We start from the raw sequence: 18,121 nt of genomic DNA, 5'->3' as shown, positions 1-18,121 counted from the left end.
TATGTGGGAATACACCGACAAAGTTCTGGATCTGTTCTACAATCCACAAAATCAAGGCACGATCGAAGACCCGAATCAAGAAGGAATTGCTGTAGTCTATGGCGAAGTTGGCAGCATTGCTTGTGGCGATGCATTGAGACTTCACCTCAAAATCGAAGTCGAAAGCGATAAGATTCTCGATTCGCGGTTTCAAACCTTTGGATGTACTAGCGCGATCGCTTCTTCTTCTGCCCTAACCGAAATGGTCAAAGGTCTTACCTTAGATGAAGCTTTGAATGTCAGTAATCAAGATATTGCAGCATTCTTAGGTGGACTACCAGAGGCTAAAATGCATTGTTCTGTTATGGGACAAGAAGCATTAGAAGCTGCCATCTTCAAATATCGAGGCATCGAAGTCGAACACCACGAAGAAGATGAAGGCGCATTGATTTGTAGTTGCTTTGGCATTAGCGAACCGAAGATTCGTCGAGTCGTAATTGAGAACGGACTGACGACAGTAGAACAGGTCACAAGCTATGTCAAAGCAGGCGGCGGCTGTGGTTCTTGTCTTGCAGATATTGAAGATATCATCACTGCGGTGATCGATGAGAAAGAAACCACGGCTGCCAGAATTGCGGCTGAAATCTCCGAGGCACAGACCCGTAAACCTCTGACCAATGTTCAGAAAATTGCACTGATTCAAAAAGTGCTAGACGAAGAAGTTCGACCCGTCTTGATTGCAGATGGCGGCGATGTTGAACTTTACGATGTCGATGGCGATTTCGTCAAAGTAACGCTCAAAGGAGCCTGTGGATCTTGTGCAAGCAGTACTGCCACACTCAAAGATGCCGTCGAAGCTAAGTTGCGGCTTCGAGTCCTTCCCACCCTTGTTGTCCAAGCGGTGTAACGTTCCTACCTAATGTCCTAATGAATTTAAAAAAATCTCTGCCTTGGGGCGAACGATCGCCACCTCCGTAAACGAGAGAGTGAGACGTTTCGATTCAACAGTTTTGATTGGAACGTCTCTACCCCCCACCGACAACCTGAATTGACAAACCACACACCCTAATTCAAAGGAGATCCATTCTCATGTCTGACGAAAATATTAGACAGATAGCGTTCTACGGCAAAGGCGGTATCGGTAAATCCACCACTTCGCAGAACACGATCGCAGCTTTAGCAGAAATGGGCGAACGCATCATGATTGTAGGATGCGACCCAAAAGCAGATTCCACCCGCTTGATGTTGCACAGTAAAGCACAAACCACCATTCTGCACTTAGCAGCAGAACGCGGCGCAGTTGAAGACCTCGAACTCGAAGAAGTGCTATTGACTGGCTATCGCGATGTGAAGTGCGTTGAGTCCGGTGGTCCAGAACCTGGTGTCGGCTGTGCAGGTCGAGGCATCATCACTGCCATCAACTTCCTCGAAGAAAACGGTGCTTATGAAGATCTCGACTTCGTATCGTATGACGTACTAGGTGACGTTGTATGCGGCGGTTTCGCAATGCCAATTCGCGAAGGTAAAGCACAAGAAATCTACATTGTGACTTCCGGTGAAATGATGGCAATGTATGCTGCAAACAACATTGCACGAGGCATTCTGAAGTATGCTCACTCCGGTGGTGTCCGTTTGGGCGGCTTGATCTGTAACAGCCGTAAGGTCGATCGAGAAATCGAATTGATCGAAACCTTGGCACAACGTCTGAACACTCAAATGATTCACTTTGTCCCTCGCGACAACATCGTCCAACACGCAGAACTGCGCCGGATGACCGTGAACGAGTACGCTCCTGACAGCGCTCAAGCACAAGAATACGCAACCCTAGCTCGCAAGATCAAAGACAACACGAATCTCACGATTCCGACTCCGATCTCGATGGACGAATTAGAAGACCTCTTGGTCGAATTCGGTCTGTTAGGCGGCGACGAAGAGTACGAAAAAGCGATCAAGCAAGACCTAGCGAAAGCTGGCGCGTAGGACTTAGAAGTAGGGGAATTGGGGAAACTTCCCCTACTCCCCACTCCCTCACTCCCCCACCTCCCCACTCCCTACTCTCTCTCACCCATTCCACAACCTTCAGCACTCTCAGCGAGGCACACCTATGACTCCTCCGGAATCTGTAACCCTAGAAAACGAAGCTCCTGCTGTTGACCCCAAAGAACTAATCAAAGACGTTCTAGAGGCATACCCTGAAAAAGGACGCAAAAAACGGGAAAAACACCTCAACGTCTACCAAGAAGGCAAACCCGATTGCGGCGTTAAATCCAACATCAAATCCTTACCTGGTTCCATGACCACCCGTGGGTGTGCATATGCAGGCTCGAAGGGTGTGGTTTGGGGCCCAATCAAGGACATGATTCACATTAGCCACGGCCCGGTTGGTTGCGGCTACTATTCCTGGTCTGGTCGTCGGAACTACTACATTGGTACAACCGGAATTGATACTTTCGGAACCATGCAATTTACCTCCGACTTCCAAGAACGCGACATCGTATTCGGTGGTGACAAAAAGCTAGCAAAACTGATCACAGAACTCGAAGAACTGTTCCCTCTCAATCGCGGGATTTCCATTCAATCTGAATGTCCAATTGGTTTGATTGGAGATGATATTGAAGCGGTTGCTAAGAAATCCGCAAAAGAAATTAATAAAGCAGTTGTTCCCGTTCGATGCGAAGGCTTCCGAGGCGTTTCTCAATCCTTGGGTCACCACATTGCAAACGATGCGGTGCGGGACTGGATTTTCCCCAGAACCGATAAAGCGAAAAAAGATGGCACGATCGATGTTGATCCCACTCAATATGATGTAGCAATCATTGGGGACTACAACATTGGTGGAGATGCTTGGTCGAGCCGGATTCTGCTGGAAGAAATTGGCTTGCGAGTCGTTGCACAATGGTCAGGCGATGGCACTATCAACGAGTTGATCAATACGCCGACTGTGAAATTAAATTTGGTTCACTGTTATCGATCGATGAACTACATCAGTCGGCACATGGAAGAAACGTATGGTATTCCTTGGTTGGAGTACAACTTCTTCGGGCCGACTCAGATTGCAAAATCGTTGCGCGAAATTGCTGCTAAGTTTGACGAAAATATTCAAGCCAAAGCAGAAGAAGTGATCGCGAAATACCAAGCCCAAACGGACGAAGTAATCGCGAAGTTCCTTCCTCGTTTACAAGGTAAAACAGTTGCTCTGATGGTCGGCGGTCTGCGTCCTCGTCACGTTGTTCCTGCTTTCTATGATCTCGGAATGAGATTGATCGGAACTGGATATGAGTTTGGTCACAACGATGACTACAAACGCACGACGCACTATATCGAAGATGGCACACTGATCTATGATGACGTTTCTGCCTTTGAGTTTGAGGAATTCATCAAGGAAATGAAGCCTGACTTGGTTGCTTCTGGAATTAAAGAGAAGTATGTCTTCCAAAAGATGGCACTTCCTTTCCGTCAAATGCACTCCTGGGACTACTCTGGCCCATATCACGGTTACGATGGTTTCGCGATCTTTGCTCGCGATATGGATATGGCGCTGAATAGCCCAACCTGGAGCTTAATCGGCGCTCCCTGGAGCAAATAGTCTTTTGCTGCGTTTGGAGCAACTTCTGCTCCCTAAATCCCCCATGTATGGGGGACTTTGAGAACAGTAACTGATTCGATTTCGTGAGCACGCTTCGTGAGAAAGCTTTCTACAAGCTTATTTCTTCAATCAATCCAGTTTTAACTCTTCAAAGTTCCACATTTTGGGGGATTTAGGGGGCAAATCATCCCCAATCGCAGCAAACCTTTCCCTCTTCAAAATTCACCCTCCATCCTCTCTCTGGAGAACTCTCTCATGGCTCAGAACAACATTGATAAGATCCAAGACCACGCAACACTATTCCAACAACCCGAATATCAGGAGTTGTTTGCAGACAAGAAACAATACGAAGGTGGTCACTCCGTCGAAGAAGTTCAACGCATTGCAGACTGGACAAAAACCTGGGAATACCGCGAGAAAAATTTCGAGCGGGAAGCCCTGACTGTTAACCCTGCAAAAGCTTGCCAACCTCTAGGCGCAATTCTCGCAGCAGTCGGATTTGAGCAGACTCTTCCTTTCGTACACGGCTCCCAAGGGTGTGTAGCTTACTTCCGTAGCCACTTCACCCGCCACTTCAAAGAACCCTTCTCTGCTGTTTCCTCTTCAATGACAGAAGATGCAGCTGTCTTTGGCGGACTGAACAATATGGTTGAAGGCTTAGCAAACTCCTACAGCCTCTACAAGCCTAAAATGATCGCCATGTGTACAACGTGCATGGCAGAAGTCATCGGGGATGACCTACAAGCCTTCATCAAAACCTCGAAAGAAAGAGGCTCTGTTCCTGAAGAATTCCCAGTTCCTTATGCTCACACTCCAAGCTTTGTCGGCTCCCACATCACGGGCTACGACAACATGATGAAGGGCATTTTGACGACCCTCACCGAAGGCAAGAAGGCAGAAACGACGAACGGCAAGATTAACTTTATTCCAGGGTTTGAAACCTATGTTGGCAACCTGCGTGAAGTGAAGCGCTTGGCTGAGGTCATGGGTGTTGACTATACGCTCTTAGCAGACAACTCGGACTATCTAGATTCACCCAACAACGGCGAGTACAATATGTACCCCGGTGGAACTCCGCTCGATGTCGCAGCAGATTCGATCAATGCAGAAGCCACGATCGCATTACAAGCCTACTCCACCACCAAAACCCGTGAGTACATCGCCAAGGATTGGAAACAGCCTATTTCTGTTGTTCGCCCGATTGGGATTCGTGGCACAGATGCTTTCTTGGTGAAACTCTCTGAACTCACAGGCAAGCCCATTCCCAAGGAGTTAGAAGACGAACGGGGACGCGCAGTTGATGCAATCACCGATTCACAAGCTTGGCTTCACGGCAAGAAGATCGCAATGTACGGCGATCCGGATCTCGTCATTGGCTTAGTCAGCTTCTTGCTTGAACTGGGTGCAGAACCGACTCACATTGTTGTCACCAATAGCAATGCTGAGTTTGAAGCAGAACTGCAAGCCTTACTTGATTCCAGTCCTTTTGGTGCCAATGGCAAGATCTGGGGTGGAAAAGACCTGTGGCACATGAGATCACTACTCTTCACTGAGCCTGTTGATCTCTTCATTGGAAACTCCTATGGAAAGTATCTCTGGCGCGATACCAAAACACCGATGGTTCGGATTGGATATCCCATCTTTGATCGTCACCACTTACACCGCTACGAAACCTTCGGGTACAAGGGAACGATCAACCTGCTGAACTGGATCGTCAATACGTTGTTAGATGAACTCGATCGCAACACAATCATTCCATCGAAGACCGACATCTCGTATGACTTGATCCGATAAAGCCGATCTCAGGTGGTGGGATTGTCTTTCCACCACCTTTCTTGCTTTGTGCATTTCTTTTGTGCATTTCTTTTGTGCATTCCTGGGGGACAAAGGCGATGAACCAGATCCAAATCAATGACACGACCTTGAGAGACGGAGAGCAAGCAGCAGGCGTTGCATTTACAATCGATGAAAAAATTGCGATCGCAAAATTCCTCGACGACATCGGTGTACAAGAGCTGGAAATTGGCATCCCCGCAATGGGAAGGCAAGAGACAGAAGCAATCTCTGCAATTAACCAACTTGGCTTAAATGCAAAGCTTCTTGGGTGGAATCGCGCCACCATTTCTGACATTGCGGCCTCACTCTCTTGCGGCTTGAGCCGAGTTCATATCTCAGTTCCCGTTTCAGAAATTCAAATTGCTGCCAAGTTTCAAGGACGTTGGCGATCGATGTTAGAACGCTTGCGGGATACCATTTGCTTTGCAGTGGATCATGGATTGTATGTTTCAGTCGGTGGCGAGGATGCTTCTAGAGCCGATGAAACCTTCCTGCTCGATGTTGCACTCTACGCCCAGGATTGGGGTGCTTCTCGATTTCGCTTCTGCGATACGGTTGGGATTCTCGATCCATTTAGTACATTTAACAAAGTGAAAGCTTTAGTTGATCGGTCTGACATCGCGATCGAAATGCATACTCACAATGATCTAGGACTTGCGACTGCCAATGCTCTAGCAGGCATCAAAGCAGGTGCAACTTCGGTCAATACAACCGTCAATGGTTTAGGTGAAAGAGCCGGAAACGCTGCGCTTGAGGAAGTGGTCATGGGTTTGAAGCAGGTCTATCATACGCCTGTTGGAATCGATACATCACAACTGCTTTCCCTGTCACGAGTTGTTTCCAAAGCATCCGGTAGTACAGTTCCACCCTGGAAAGCGATCGTCGGATCAAATGCATTTGCTCACGAAGCTGGAATTCATGGGGATGGCGTTCTAAAAAATCCAAAAACCTATGAGCCTTTCTCGCCTGAAGAAGTCGGTTGGCAGCGTCGTCTCGTTGCTGGTAAACATTCAGGTAAACATCTCGTTGCAAATCTGCTAGCACAGCACGGCATCATTCTAGAACTTGAAGAAACACAATCCGTTTTGAATTCGGTTCGGGATTTGTCGATGCAGTTGAAGCGAAGTTTGACGACTGAAGAACTCTTAAGTTTAGTCCCTCGATAGGAGTGATACGATGCGACCCGATGAAGTAGAAATTGATGATCAACCGCTTTATGAAATTGGTCATAAAGTAAAAACCCGCCGCTTGATTCGCAATGATGGCACTTTTCCAGGACAAGATATCGGTGTAACTCTTGCTAAAAAAGGGGACACTGGCTACGTCGTGAGTATTGGAACGTTTCTACAGACCTATTACATTTACGCTGTTCATTTTATGCAGTCCGGTTTTGTAGTCGGTTGCCGGAGTAAAGAACTAGAATCCGCAGAGGAAGTGCTATGAAAGTAATGTTACGGAAGAATGCGATCGGGCATTTGGTTGTTTATGTGCCGAAGAAGGATTTAGAAGAAGAAGTTGTCAGTGAAGCGGAAACTGCGGACGGTAAGATTTACACGTTGGCGAATGGTTGGGAGCTAGCAATGCCCGTGATGGAGGAGCCGATGAAGTTGCCGCAGACGGTTGAGGCTCGGCGGATTTAGGGTAGGGAGTGGGGAGACAGAGAGTTGTTACTCTTCGTCTCCCTTGATCATAGGCTGTTGATTGTGCTGCTTGCGGATATGCCTCTCTTAGATGGGGTTTGAAACATATCAACTTGAAACATATCAACAGTGTCCTCGCTCCGTTCTATCTCGCCCTGAAATGAAATTTCGGGCTAACAGTGCGAAGTCCACTAAAGGGACTGAAGACCTGATTTTGATTGGCTGTTAGTCCCGTGATTAGTCCCGTGAACGGGACTTCGTTCAACTAGCCCCGAATTCATTCCGGGACAGATAAAAGCGGTGAACGATACGTTTCAAACATCCTTTTAGATAGGGCTTTGCGTTGTTGTAACTTATCTTGCTCTAATTAGTTTAAATCCCTTATTGAGAAATACTGCTTTTAATTTGACAATGATTCTCAGCTATTATTCTCCACTACTATCGGTGTTCCGGGGTTGCTAGCGCTGAACCAAGAACACGAAGCTATTCAAACTCTTTCTCCAGGTTCGTCTTGTCCTGAAACTAACTCTCAAAATGCACGTGCTTTAATGTTCAAGACCTGTCTACCTTGTATCCTTCACCGAGAGTCCTATTATGCTCATTGAAGATGCTCAATCCCGCGAATTTTGCTTAGATGGACAATTTTTAGCTTTCGTTGTCGAAAGTGGAAAACTCAAATATCTCCGGATGTCTTCCGCAAACGAAGAGATTCAAATCAAACTCTCAAAACAGGTTCGAGCTGCATTGTTTCGCTCGATCGAGCACTCCTCCCCTCTCCGCCCTCTAGATCCAATTCAAGTCACGGGTAAACAAAGCATTGACCCCAAATCTGGCAGCGTCAAACTGACCGCTCAGCAAATTTTGCGATCGCATCCAACTAGCGAAAAGCTCATTGAATTTAAGGGCGAAAAGCTCATTGAATTCAAGTCCGAGAAATCCTGCCCTGACAAACCCTGCTCTGATAAACCTTGCTACCGGGTCTTAGTTTGTCAAAACTCTAAATGCCAACGCAAAGGGGGACGAAAACAGCATCGCGAACTCGAAACAGCAATCCGCGATCGCGAACTGCACACCGTCGCCACCATTGAACGATCTGACTGCTTAGGCAAATGCTCAATGGCTCCCAACATTATGCTCATGCCTGGGAAAAAGCGACTCAGTGGGATGGAACCAAACGCGATCGCAGATCTCCTCAAAACCCTATCATCCAGATAATCAGTCCATCAGACATCACAATCCCAAGACTTTCTTCAACACTGCTTGATCCTGAGCTTTAATCTGAAATCGCCCATTCTCAATATCCCGAATCCAACTCTGGCTCTTTCCAGCCCGCTCAGCAAGCTGTCTCTGACTCAACCCAATACTCTTTCTCGCATTCACAATCTCGTCACTTGATAGCATTGACTGCGAACTTCGATTTTTAGACTTCTGCTGTTTCCCACTCTGCCGCTTTTTCTTCTTCTGCAACCCTGAAGACTGTTCCCAGTCCACGGGCAAAGCAAACGACAAAATTCGAGCATTCATCAATAGATTCCACTTCCCGCGAGGAGCCGCATCCGTTAATCGTGAATCTCCGCTGCCATCATTCATCCAGAACTCAAGCGCTTCTTCCGCATCATCTGGCAAACCTGCTAACTTCGACCATAACGGTCGAATCTCAGGCGGATAAGTCACTGGATCAAACTCAGGCTTTAACCCATAGTTATCCAACACAGACAAATCATTCTCAAACGCTCTGACAATCCGCTTTCGTTCCTCCCGTTGAGCATTGGCAAGCATAACTTTTTCTTCGCCATACGCAATCCGCATCAAGGTCGGCACTGTAACCCTTTGCTCTCTTCCAATTCGCACCTTAAATAGCAACCACAACAGCATCCGAGCTGCACCTTCATGCTGCTGCCAAATGCTCATAATCAGAAAAATCAAAGATTTCGGGAGATTACCGTATTGATAAAATGCGGATTGCTCTTTACACTCTTGCTTGTTCAGAAAGTACTTCGCCCACGCACCCGCTTTGATCCTAAACGTCAAGCCAACTAAATGCTTACACTTCAAATCATCTTCTTGAAAGTGATGCTGAATTTCGAGTAAATGCCATAAGCGACTATCAGACAGCGAAAATGCTGGAACTTTACCTTGCTTTGGAAAATCGATCGAGGCAGTTAACCAACAAGGCGTTTCGACTAAATCTTTGATCAAATTCAGTTTGACAGGCTTACTCAAATCCTTTCGCTTGTCTAACCCTAGATAAGCTTCAATCTGTTGATCACTGATCACAAATTCTTCTTCCCAAGGCTTCTCTAAAGTGGTTGCATAAGCGGCATACAGCAGATGCAAACAAGCGGCTCGAATATCCATCTCATCTAAAATTTCTAAAGCATCCTGCTTAGTCGCAGGGATGGGAGAATCCCCCAGATCATTTGCTAATTTGAGCGTGATCAAGCCTTGACCGTGATGAATCGATCGCTGATATTCGACTGTTCCGTTTTGAACTTTCCAGGGTAAAGATTTGCGCTGAGCGAGTAGATTACACGCTTCCCAAATGACGATCGCAGAAGCAAACGGGCTATTCTTACCATTTGTAAACAATTCAGGGCTAGTAATCGGTCTTGTCTCTACAATTCTCGATCGACCTTTCATTGCTTGGTAAGGAAGCACCGAATTCTGAGTGCACACCGACAAACATTGAGGCTCGTCAAAATATCCTTCGCAGTCATTACAGAGCACTGGATTAATCCACAGAGCGCCAGTGTCCTCAATGCAAATAGCTCCGGTCGGGCATTGAGGACGACAGACATCACATCCCATACAGTCACCAGAAATTTTGTACGCCATAATGCTCCGTTGTTGGGGCAACACAGGTAGAGAGTAAGCTTGATCCGTCTAAGTCTCCTTGTTGTTGAGACCGCAAAATAAATTGAAGTTTTAACTGGAGCACACGTAACGAAAAGCAGGGGAGTATTTATACAAGTCAATTCGTATTCTTTTCTAATTGAGCTAGCAGCGTTCTACTGTTCAGCTTGAGCAAATCAACATTATTTTAACATTTAGAAAAGATTGTTCATAGTAAACAATCTCTGTTTTCTAAAACATAGCATTTTTTACATTTTTTCTAAAAATTATGCTGTAGATAACCGGCTAATTTAATGACTGTAATTCAAAGTCAAAATTGATTTTTTCTTGAAGCTCATCTGAGCGATTTCAAAATATGTTTGTTGCAAACATTCGCCCAAATCTGATTTGTAATTATCAATACATATCTGCAATTAATCTAATCAAAGCAGGGGTTATAGCGATCGTTTATCTGTCTAAATACAGAGGATTTTAAGATCTTCTTAACTTGAATTTGTCGCAAATCAGATTACGATTAAGCAGTAGTTTCAGATAGTAAAAGCTCGTTTTAATACTAGTCAATCTATCCCTTTAGCTTCAGCAATTGTGTTTCCGAATTTTGCAACATTGCTGTTTCTAAACTCGCTTGAAGCAACCTATGAACCAAATTCCTACTTCACTGCTAACCCTAATTGCAGGCGTTGTGATCACCTTGATCAGCTTCTGGGTTAGCCAAAACCATCACCTCCTGCCTGTGCAAGCTTCAGAGCAAGCTCCTTGGGTAGACGACTTCTTTAGCGTTATGGTCGGCATTGGAACTGCACTCTTCATTGTGGTTCAAGGCACAATTCTGTTTTTCACCCTCAAATACCACAAACCTGATGGCGACGAAACAGATGGCGTTCCGATCGAAGGCAACTTTGCTCTAGAGATTCTCTGGACTGCGATTCCCAGCATCATTGTAATTGGCTTGGGAGTCTATAGCGTTGATGTCTATGAACACATGGGCGGCATTTCTGCGGGTTCAGCAATGGCGCATGTCCACTCTGCTGCGACTCATGCTCATCACGATACGATGGGAACTGCGATCGCAGCACCAATGATTGCCGATGCAAGTGATGAAACGAGCAGTTCTACAGACAGTTCTACGACCAGTTCTACAACTCGCATTCCCGCCTATGGTCTCACAGAGAATCACGAAGGTGGACTGAATGTGAATGTAACTGCAATGCAGTATGCTTGGCTGTTTGACTATCCTACTGAAGGGGTCATGCCCGGTGAATTGCATGTACCCATCGGGCAAAAAGTTGTTCTCAATATGAAAGCTCAGGATGTGATTCACTCATTCTGGGTTCCTCAATTCCGCATCAAACAAGATGTCATTCCAGGTGAGCAAACCCAGCTCCAATTCGTCGCGACAAAACTGGGCGAATTTCCGATCGTATGTACCGAACTCTGTGGAGCTTATCACGGTGGAATGCGATCGACAGTCGTTGTGCAAACTCGCGAAGACTATGAGAAATGGGTCGAGGAAACCAAGATTGCTCAAGTCTCAGAGACAAATCGAGCAGTTGCAACCCTCTCTGACTCAGAATTTCTTGCACCCTATGCCAAAGACCTCGGCATCACCGCAGAACATTTAGCGCACTTGCATCCTTAGCATCATGGCTCAAACTCAAGATCAAAATCTAGTCATCTCTTCCGAGGCAAATCCGGCTGCCTCCCATCCTGCTTGGAAGTGGTATGACTATTTCACATTCAACACCGATCATAAAGTGATTGGGATTCAATACCTGGTCACTGCATTCTTCTTCTACTTAGTCGGCGGATTTATGGCAGTTGCAGTTCGGACAGAACTCGCGACTCCTGATCCTGATTTAGTAGATACCAGCTTATACAATGCTTTCATGACCAATCATGGAACAATCATGATCTTCTTATGGATTGTTCCTGCGGCAATTGGAGGATTTGGAAATTTCCTCATTCCTCTGATGGTGGGTGCGCGCGATATGGCTTTTCCGAAGCTAAATGCGATCGCATTCTGGCTCAATCCTCCGGCAGGGTTATTGCTGATGCTGAGCTTTGTGTTTGGGGGTGCTCAGGCAGGTTGGACAGCCTATCCGCCCTTGAGTATTATCACCGCTCCGATTGCACAATCGATTTGGATTGCTGCGATCGCATTAGTCGGAACCTCTTCAGTCCTAGGTTCGCTCAACTTTGTGATTACGATTTGGAAGCTGAAAGTTCCTAGCATGAAGTGGACGCAAGTACCGCTGTTTTGTTGGGCATTGATGGCAACCTCGATTTTAGCGCTACTCTCGACTCCTGTTTTAACGATCGGTTTAATCTTGCTGCTGTTTGACATCAACTTCGGCACGTCTTTCTATAAGCCAGATGCAGGCGGCAACGTTGTGCTTTATCAGCACTTATTCTGGTTCTACTCTCACCCTGCGGTCTACTTGATGATTCTGCCGATTTTCGGAATCATGTCTGAAGTCATTCCGGTACACGCTCGCAAGCCAATTTTTGGATATAAAGCGATCGCGTATTCCAGCGTGGCAATCTGTTTAGTCGGATTGTTTGTCTGGGTTCACCATATGTTTACAAGTGGAACGCCAGGCTGGATGAGAATGTTCTTTACGATTTCAACCTTGATTGTGGCTGTGCCGACTGGGGTGAAAATCTTTGGTTGGGTGGCAACGCTCTGGGGTGGAAAAATTCGCTATACCAGTGCGATGCTCTTCGCGATCGGGTTGCTCTCAATGTTTGTAATGGGCGGTTTAGGTGGAGTTACTTTAGGAACAGCTCCATTTGATTTGCATGTTCATGATACTTACTATGTGGTTGGACACTTCCACTATGTTCTATACGGGGGTTCTGTGTTCGGCATCTATGCTGGAATTTACCACTGGTTCCCCAAAATCACGGGAAGAATGCTAGATGAGCGTTTGGGACGCATTCATTTTGCGTTGACCTTTATTGGGACGCACTTAACCTTCTTGCCAATGCACTACTTAGGCTTACAAGGAATGCCGCGCCGAGTCGCTATGTATGATCCGCAGTTTACTTCTGTGAATCAGCTTTGCACGCTTGGAGCATATATTCTGGCAATTTCGGTCATTCCTTTCTACTTCAATGTGATTCGCAGTTGGAGTAAGGGTCAGCTAGCAGGTGATAATCCTTGGAATGCATTAACTCTCGAATGGACAACGAGTTCTCCACCGATGATTGAGAATTGGGAAGTGCTGCCAGTCGTCACTCATGGCCCTTACGACTATGGGATGAGTGAGCCAGAAGCTTCTCCATCTGCAAGCGAGCCTGCGCCTGTGCAGTAGTCGATCTGCTTATTGCGTTTTTGTTAGCTTTAGAGGATGTTTTAAAAGTATAGAAAGTTTCTTCGCTCTCGTTGCTATCCCGCCCGTGATTGAAAATCCGGGCTAACAGAAGCAAGTCCACTCAAGGGACTAAAAGACTGTCAACATCAAGTTTCCAGTCCTTTTCAAAGGACTTCGTACCGTTAGCCCCGACTTTCAGTCGAGGGGCGGGTGAGTGCCAGAAACGATACTTTTCAAACATCCTCTTGGTTCTGTAAATTCCGAAATTGAGAGAATTTAGAGAGCCATTCTCAAGCATTTCCAAACTTCTTGCTATCTCTTCAATCATCATGACTCAAGTTACTATCGACTCCACCCATTCAACCGCCTCACACGGCCACGAAGAACATCCCGATTTTCGGACTTTGGGGCTACTCACTTTTCTGATTTCTGAATCATTAATGTTCGGCGCACTGTTCGCAACTTACCTCTTTTTACGAGGAATCACGCCAGAGTTTCCTCCGAAAGAAACCGAAGTCGAACTGCTCATTCCCAGCATCAACACGATCATTCTGGTTTCGAGTAGCTTCGTAATTCACAAAGGCGATGTTGCTATCAAACAGAATGATGTGAAAGGAATGCGCCTCTGGTACAGCATCACAGCGTTAATGGGAGCAATTTTCTTAGGCGGTCAAGTCTACGAATACCTCAATCTCGGTTATGGTCTGACGACCAATACCTTCTCAAATTGCTTTTATATGATGACCGGATTCCACGGATTGCATGTATTCATCGGGTTGCTTTTGATTCTGGGAGTGTTATGGCGATCGCGTCGTCCAGGTCATTACTCTGCTACCAAACATACAGGCATTGAAATGGCAGAAATCTACTGGCACTTTGTAGACATCATTTGGATTATCTTGTTTGCCTTACTCTACATCTTGACTCAATTCTAACCATGTCCTCCCCAACTCTTTCCTGGTACGATGTCCCTGAAGATATCAAAGCAATTTTGCTCTGTGCTGCCAATGCTTGGGAAAATACAGCGCAGTCTGACCAGTATATCCTCGAAGCTCTCGCAAAAGCTGAAGTCAATTTAGATGTCTTGGTCACTGCCTATCGCTACTTTTTCTACAAAAGTAATGCTTGGATGGCGCTGCAAATTGCTCAGAAAGTGATTGATCGTGTTCGAGAACTCGAAAAATTGCCTGAGCTATGGAGTGACTTGAAGCCGATATTGCTCGATCGACGAGAAGATCCGAGCATTCGGCTTTACCTCAATGCCTATGGTGCATCAGGACTAGTTTGGGCAAAGTTGGGAGAGCTAGAAAAAGCAAAAGAGATTACTTCTCGGATTAAAGAAATCGATGGGAAAGAATTCGGAAGTGCAACAACTGTATTTGATGTATTAACTCAACCGCCTGAAGAAGATGACTAGCCTTTTCGGAACTCTGGAATCGCATAGAATTGACCTTCACCTCTCTCAAGACTATGAAAACCTTGGACTGGATTGTAACCGATGATGGGCAGTGCCAGACTCGACCTGCAACACGAGAATGGGACTTAATTGAAGAACATTACTATCTTCATCGATTTCTGACCGAAGTCATTGATCTTCTCGCACAAGTCAAACATGAGGCAGATGAGTGGGATCATTTGCCCCAACTCCGTCGCTTAGTTCGTAAACTGATCATCAATTCTTACTATGTTCGTACCCAATTTCTCGAACCTTGCTTTAAAACAGGCAGTTCGGTTTTGACCTTATACGACGAAATTGGCTATCCTCTCACGGTTCAAAATGTTACTTTTGCTCCAGGTTTGGTTTCTCCAATTCATAATCATGGAACTTGGGGAATTACGGCTGTTCTGAAGGGGCAGGAAAAGCAAACCTTTTGGCGGCGAGTGGGTGATCCGGATTTCCCGAACAAAATTGAGCCAATTGGCGAAAAAATTATTAGCCCGAACGAAATTGTCAGCTTTTCACCAGACGCGATTCATTGTGTTGAAGCCATTGGGGATGAGCCGACAGTTAGCTTTCAGATCTATGGCGATACTCAGCCGCGATCGCGGTTTTTCTTCGATCGCGAAACCCATACTGCAAAGCCTTTCTAACCCTGATCTCACCATGAAAACTAACCTAGACGATGTTTTGGCAGTCTGTCTGATTACCTTCATCGTGATTACACCCGCATTGTTCGTATTTGCTTTAGTGTGGTATCACCACTTGCAGTTTATTCACCGATTGCCGGCTCTCTCTCAAATTTCAGAAGCTCTTTCTTTGATCAGCATGAGTGGATTCTTCTTGTTTCCACTCTGGACTGCCTATCAATCTTATCAATCTGCAAGATTCAAGCAAAAAGTCGCCCGCTTAGAACGTCTCTGGCAACAAAGTATTTGAGGAACCTCATCTTATGGCTGAAGCAATCACTGAAGCGAGACAAGCTCAGTATATCGAACTGATTCAAGAATTGATGATTTGTCCGAATGGGCAAGAACCTGAAGTGTTAGATGCTCAACCCGATTTAATTGATGCCGGATTTGTACAGACATTAGTACAAGTGTCGAGCATGATGGCTCACGAAAATAATCCAGATGGGGCAAGATTTCTGATCTACATCGCCCGTGAACTGGCAAAACAGCTTGGACTTTATCCAGAGAAACCCAATGATGATCAATAACTTAGAACTGACTGCAACCGAAGCCGGAGAATTAGCGATCGCATTTCTCACCCAAGATTTAGGAATCCCTGAACTTGAGCAAGAATGGTTCACTGTTCTGTCTTCAAAGTTTTTGGGTGTAAGCTGGTATGTCGTCGAGATTGGAATCGAAGGCATTCCAGATAAGTGGGTGGTGCAAGTTTATGACACTCGCGAATGTGATCCGAGCTATACTTTCGTCTCGCCAGTCAGTATAGATGACGATCATACGGATTTAGCAGAACTCCCAGAAGCGATCGCTGATGTTGTGATTGCAGAACGCAACGCTCGCTAAATTACAGCTCAACACACAACTCAACAAAAGAGGCGTTTCGGTTATGCGTCACTTGCACCAGATCGTGCAGCCGGACATTGAGCACAGCCGAAACGCGAGAATAGAGCGACTACAAAAAAGTAAGATACAAACTATCAGCAGCCTTAGTTTCTTCTATGTAAATGAAGGTAACAGTTTGGCGTGTCTATGTAATAAATTTTATATCTTCTGAATCTTGATTTAGAAACTGCTATCAAAATTAGAGCATTCCGCTTTCTCAAGAATCTCTCAATGAAGGGTAATGTCCGCCCTTTGAACGCATTGTTTCATTAGACGTGAGCTGACTTTACTTGTTCTTCCACGCTACGTTGAGAATTTGCTATGAAAGTACTTTTGCTCTATCCCAAATTTCCGAAAACATTTTGGTCGTACGATCGCTTCATTGAAATGGCAGGGCTAAAAGCTTTTATTCCGCCGCTCGGAATTCTAACCGTTGCAGCACTACTTCCATTAAATTGGGAAGTGCGATTTTGCGATCGCAATGTCAGAGTCGAAACAGATGAAGATTGGGCATGGTGTGATCTGGTCATCTTATCAGCGATGCTAGCGCAGAAAGCAGATTTCCATGCGTTGATTCGGAAAGCTGTTCAGCAAGGTAAAAAAGTTGCAGTCGGCGGCCCTTATCCCACTTCTCTGCCGGAAGATGCTTTAGCATCAGGCGCAGATTATTTAGTTTTAGATGAAGGTGAAGTTACGGTTCCACAATTTGTCAGTGCAATTGCAGCCGGGGAAGAACGAGGCATCTTTCGCGGGTTAGAGAAACCTGATGTATCCACAAGCCCAGTTCCACGATTTGACTTGCTGGATCTCGATGCTTATCTAATGATGTCGATTCAATTTTCGCGGGGATGCCCCTTCAATTGTGAATTTTGCGACATCATTACGCTCTATGGGCGCAAGCCGCGAACGAAAGAACCCCATCAAGCGATCATAGAGCTTCAAGTTTTATATTCTTTAGGATGGCGCGGTTCGGTGTTTATTGTCGATGATAACTTTATTGGGAATCAACGTAATGTGAAACGGTTCCTACGCGAATTGATTCCCTGGATGGAAGCCCACCACTATCCATTTACTTTTGTGACCGAAGCTTCAGTGAACCTAGCAGACGACCCAGAATTACTCGAGCTAATGGTGCAAGCAGGATTTTATGGGGTTTTTCTTGGGATTGAAACACCGGATCAAGATAGCTTGCAGACGACTCGAAAACATCAAAACATGCGTAGCCCTCTAGTCGAAGCCTGTCATACGATCACGAAAGCAGGGCTGTTGATCTATGCCGGATTTATCTTAGGCTTTGATGGAGAGAGAGAAGGGGCAGGCGATCGCATTCGTGCATTTGTGGAAGAAACAAACATTCCCCAGCCGATGCTCGGAATTCTCCAGGCACTTCCGAATACCGATCTGTGGGAACGATTAAAGCGAGAAAATCGATTACGGCAGAGTCAAGGAGACCTACTCGAAGTGGGAGATCAAAACACGTTGATGAATTTTGTTCCGACTCGCTCCCTGGATGAGATTGCGAGGGACTATATCAATACACTCTGGACACTCTACGAACCATCGAACTATCTGAAACGCTGTTTTCAGCATTGTTTAGCCATTTCTCCAAATCCGCGCTTAGCTCAAAACTTACATTTTCCGATGAAAAAGGGGTTGCGATTGATAGCACAGGTCATTTGGATTCAAGGCATTCGTCGAACAGAGCTTCGTGCTCAATTTTGGCGGCAGCTTTGGGAAATGATCGTCCGTAGACCTCGATCGCTGAATCTCTATTTTGGACTTTGTGCTGCCGGAGAGCATTTTGCTGAGTACCGTTGCTTAGCAAGAGATCGGATCATGCAGCAAATCGGACATGATCCATTAAAAGCCCCACAACCGAGCAAGCCAGTTGCAATGGTCTAGCC

At 45.9% G+C, this 18,121-nt stretch carries 18 protein-coding genes; 17 read left to right on the top strand and 1 reads right to left on the bottom strand.

Annotation, left to right across the window (positions count from 1 at the left end):
- Position 1 precedes the first annotated feature (1 nt).
- The 8 genes from nifU to OU814_RS26330 all read left to right on the top strand — a co-directional run bounded on the left by nifU (position 2) and on the right by OU814_RS26330 (position 8,256).
- Complete coding sequence (gene nifU, locus OU814_RS26365; RefSeq protein ID WP_190653243.1) at positions 2-886, top strand: Fe-S cluster assembly protein NifU; 885 nt, start codon at positions 2-4, stop codon at positions 884-886.
- 182 nt (positions 887-1,068) lie between these two features.
- Positions 1,069-1,959, top strand: coding sequence for a nitrogenase iron protein (gene nifH / locus OU814_RS26360; protein WP_017289029.1), 891 nt, complete (start codon positions 1,069-1,071; stop codon positions 1,957-1,959).
- A gap of 124 nt (positions 1,960-2,083) precedes the next feature.
- Positions 2,084-3,565 carry a nitrogenase molybdenum-iron protein alpha chain gene (nifD, locus tag OU814_RS26355; RefSeq protein ID WP_268242628.1) on the top strand — a complete coding sequence of 494 codons (1,482 nt, stop codon included), beginning with the start codon at positions 2,084-2,086 and terminating at the stop codon, positions 3,563-3,565.
- 255 nt (positions 3,566-3,820) lie between these two features.
- Positions 3,821-5,359: a nitrogenase molybdenum-iron protein subunit beta gene (gene nifK / locus OU814_RS26350; RefSeq protein WP_268242627.1), complete on the top strand. Its 1,539-nt coding sequence runs from the start codon at positions 3,821-3,823 to the stop codon at positions 5,357-5,359.
- Between the two features lie 98 nt (positions 5,360-5,457).
- A complete protein-coding gene (nifV, locus tag OU814_RS26345; protein WP_268242626.1) occupies positions 5,458-6,567 on the top strand; it encodes a homocitrate synthase in 1,110 nt (369 codons plus the stop codon).
- 10 nt (positions 6,568-6,577) lie between these two features.
- On the top strand, positions 6,578-6,844 hold the full coding sequence (locus tag OU814_RS26340) for a nitrogen fixation protein NifZ (RefSeq protein ID WP_017289033.1): 267 nt from the start codon (positions 6,578-6,580) through the stop codon (positions 6,842-6,844).
- The gene (gene nifT / locus OU814_RS26335; RefSeq protein WP_017289034.1) at positions 6,841-7,041 is read left to right on the top strand and encodes a putative nitrogen fixation protein NifT; all 201 of its coding nucleotides are present in this window, start codon (positions 6,841-6,843) and stop codon (positions 7,039-7,041) included. The genes OU814_RS26340 and nifT overlap by 4 nt, the downstream gene beginning before the upstream one ends.
- 594 nt (positions 7,042-7,635) lie before the next feature.
- Positions 7,636-8,256, top strand: coding sequence for a (2Fe-2S) ferredoxin domain-containing protein (locus tag OU814_RS26330; protein WP_268242625.1), 621 nt, complete (start codon positions 7,636-7,638; stop codon positions 8,254-8,256).
- Positions 8,257-8,271: 15 nt separating this feature from the next.
- Here the strand turns inward: OU814_RS26330 and OU814_RS26325 are convergent, their stop codons facing one another.
- Positions 8,272-9,876, bottom strand: coding sequence for a helix-turn-helix domain-containing protein (locus tag OU814_RS26325; RefSeq protein ID WP_268242624.1), 1,605 nt, complete (start codon positions 9,874-9,876; stop codon positions 8,272-8,274).
- A gap of 655 nt (positions 9,877-10,531) precedes the next feature.
- Between OU814_RS26325 and OU814_RS26320 the strand changes: the two genes are divergently transcribed.
- The 9 genes from OU814_RS26320 (at position 10,532) to OU814_RS26280 (ending at position 18,119) form a co-directional block, all read left to right on the top strand.
- A complete protein-coding gene (locus tag OU814_RS26320) occupies positions 10,532-11,533 on the top strand; it encodes a cytochrome c oxidase subunit II (RefSeq protein ID WP_017289037.1) in 1,002 nt (333 codons plus the stop codon).
- Positions 11,534-11,537: 4 nt separating this feature from the next.
- Entirely contained in the window at positions 11,538-13,208 is a 1,671-nt protein-coding gene (gene ctaD / locus OU814_RS26315; protein ID WP_268242623.1) for a cytochrome c oxidase subunit I, read from the top strand.
- A 329-nt stretch (positions 13,209-13,537) separates the two neighbouring features.
- Positions 13,538-14,143: a cytochrome c oxidase subunit 3 gene (locus OU814_RS26310; protein ID WP_017289040.1), complete on the top strand. Its 606-nt coding sequence runs from the start codon at positions 13,538-13,540 to the stop codon at positions 14,141-14,143.
- A 2-nt stretch (positions 14,144-14,145) separates the two neighbouring features.
- Positions 14,146-14,625, top strand: coding sequence for a hypothetical protein (locus OU814_RS26305; protein WP_017289041.1), 480 nt, complete (start codon positions 14,146-14,148; stop codon positions 14,623-14,625).
- Between the two features lie 53 nt (positions 14,626-14,678).
- Positions 14,679-15,299: a cupin gene (locus OU814_RS26300; RefSeq protein ID WP_268242622.1), complete on the top strand. Its 621-nt coding sequence runs from the start codon at positions 14,679-14,681 to the stop codon at positions 15,297-15,299.
- Between the two features lie 13 nt (positions 15,300-15,312).
- Positions 15,313-15,585, top strand: a complete 273-nt coding sequence (locus tag OU814_RS26295; protein ID WP_017289043.1) for a hypothetical protein — start codon at positions 15,313-15,315, stop codon at positions 15,583-15,585.
- Between the two features lie 13 nt (positions 15,586-15,598).
- Entirely contained in the window at positions 15,599-15,865 is a 267-nt protein-coding gene (locus tag OU814_RS26290) for a hypothetical protein (protein ID WP_268242621.1), read from the top strand.
- Positions 15,852-16,178: a hypothetical protein gene (locus tag OU814_RS26285; protein ID WP_017289045.1), complete on the top strand. Its 327-nt coding sequence runs from the start codon at positions 15,852-15,854 to the stop codon at positions 16,176-16,178. Before OU814_RS26290 ends, OU814_RS26285 begins: the two co-directional genes overlap by 14 nt.
- Positions 16,179-16,538: 360 nt before the next feature.
- Complete coding sequence (locus tag OU814_RS26280) at positions 16,539-18,119, top strand: B12-binding domain-containing radical SAM protein (protein WP_017289046.1); 1,581 nt, start codon at positions 16,539-16,541, stop codon at positions 18,117-18,119.
- Positions 18,120-18,121: the final 2 nt, after the last annotated feature.

The sequence above is a fragment of the Leptolyngbya sp. GGD genome (assembly GCF_026735145.1).
Classification (GTDB): domain Bacteria; phylum Cyanobacteriota; class Cyanobacteriia; order Leptolyngbyales; family Leptolyngbyaceae; genus Leptolyngbya; species Leptolyngbya boryana.
Note: the sequence above shows the minus strand (reverse complement) of the source record. Positions and strands in the feature narration are given on the sequence as shown.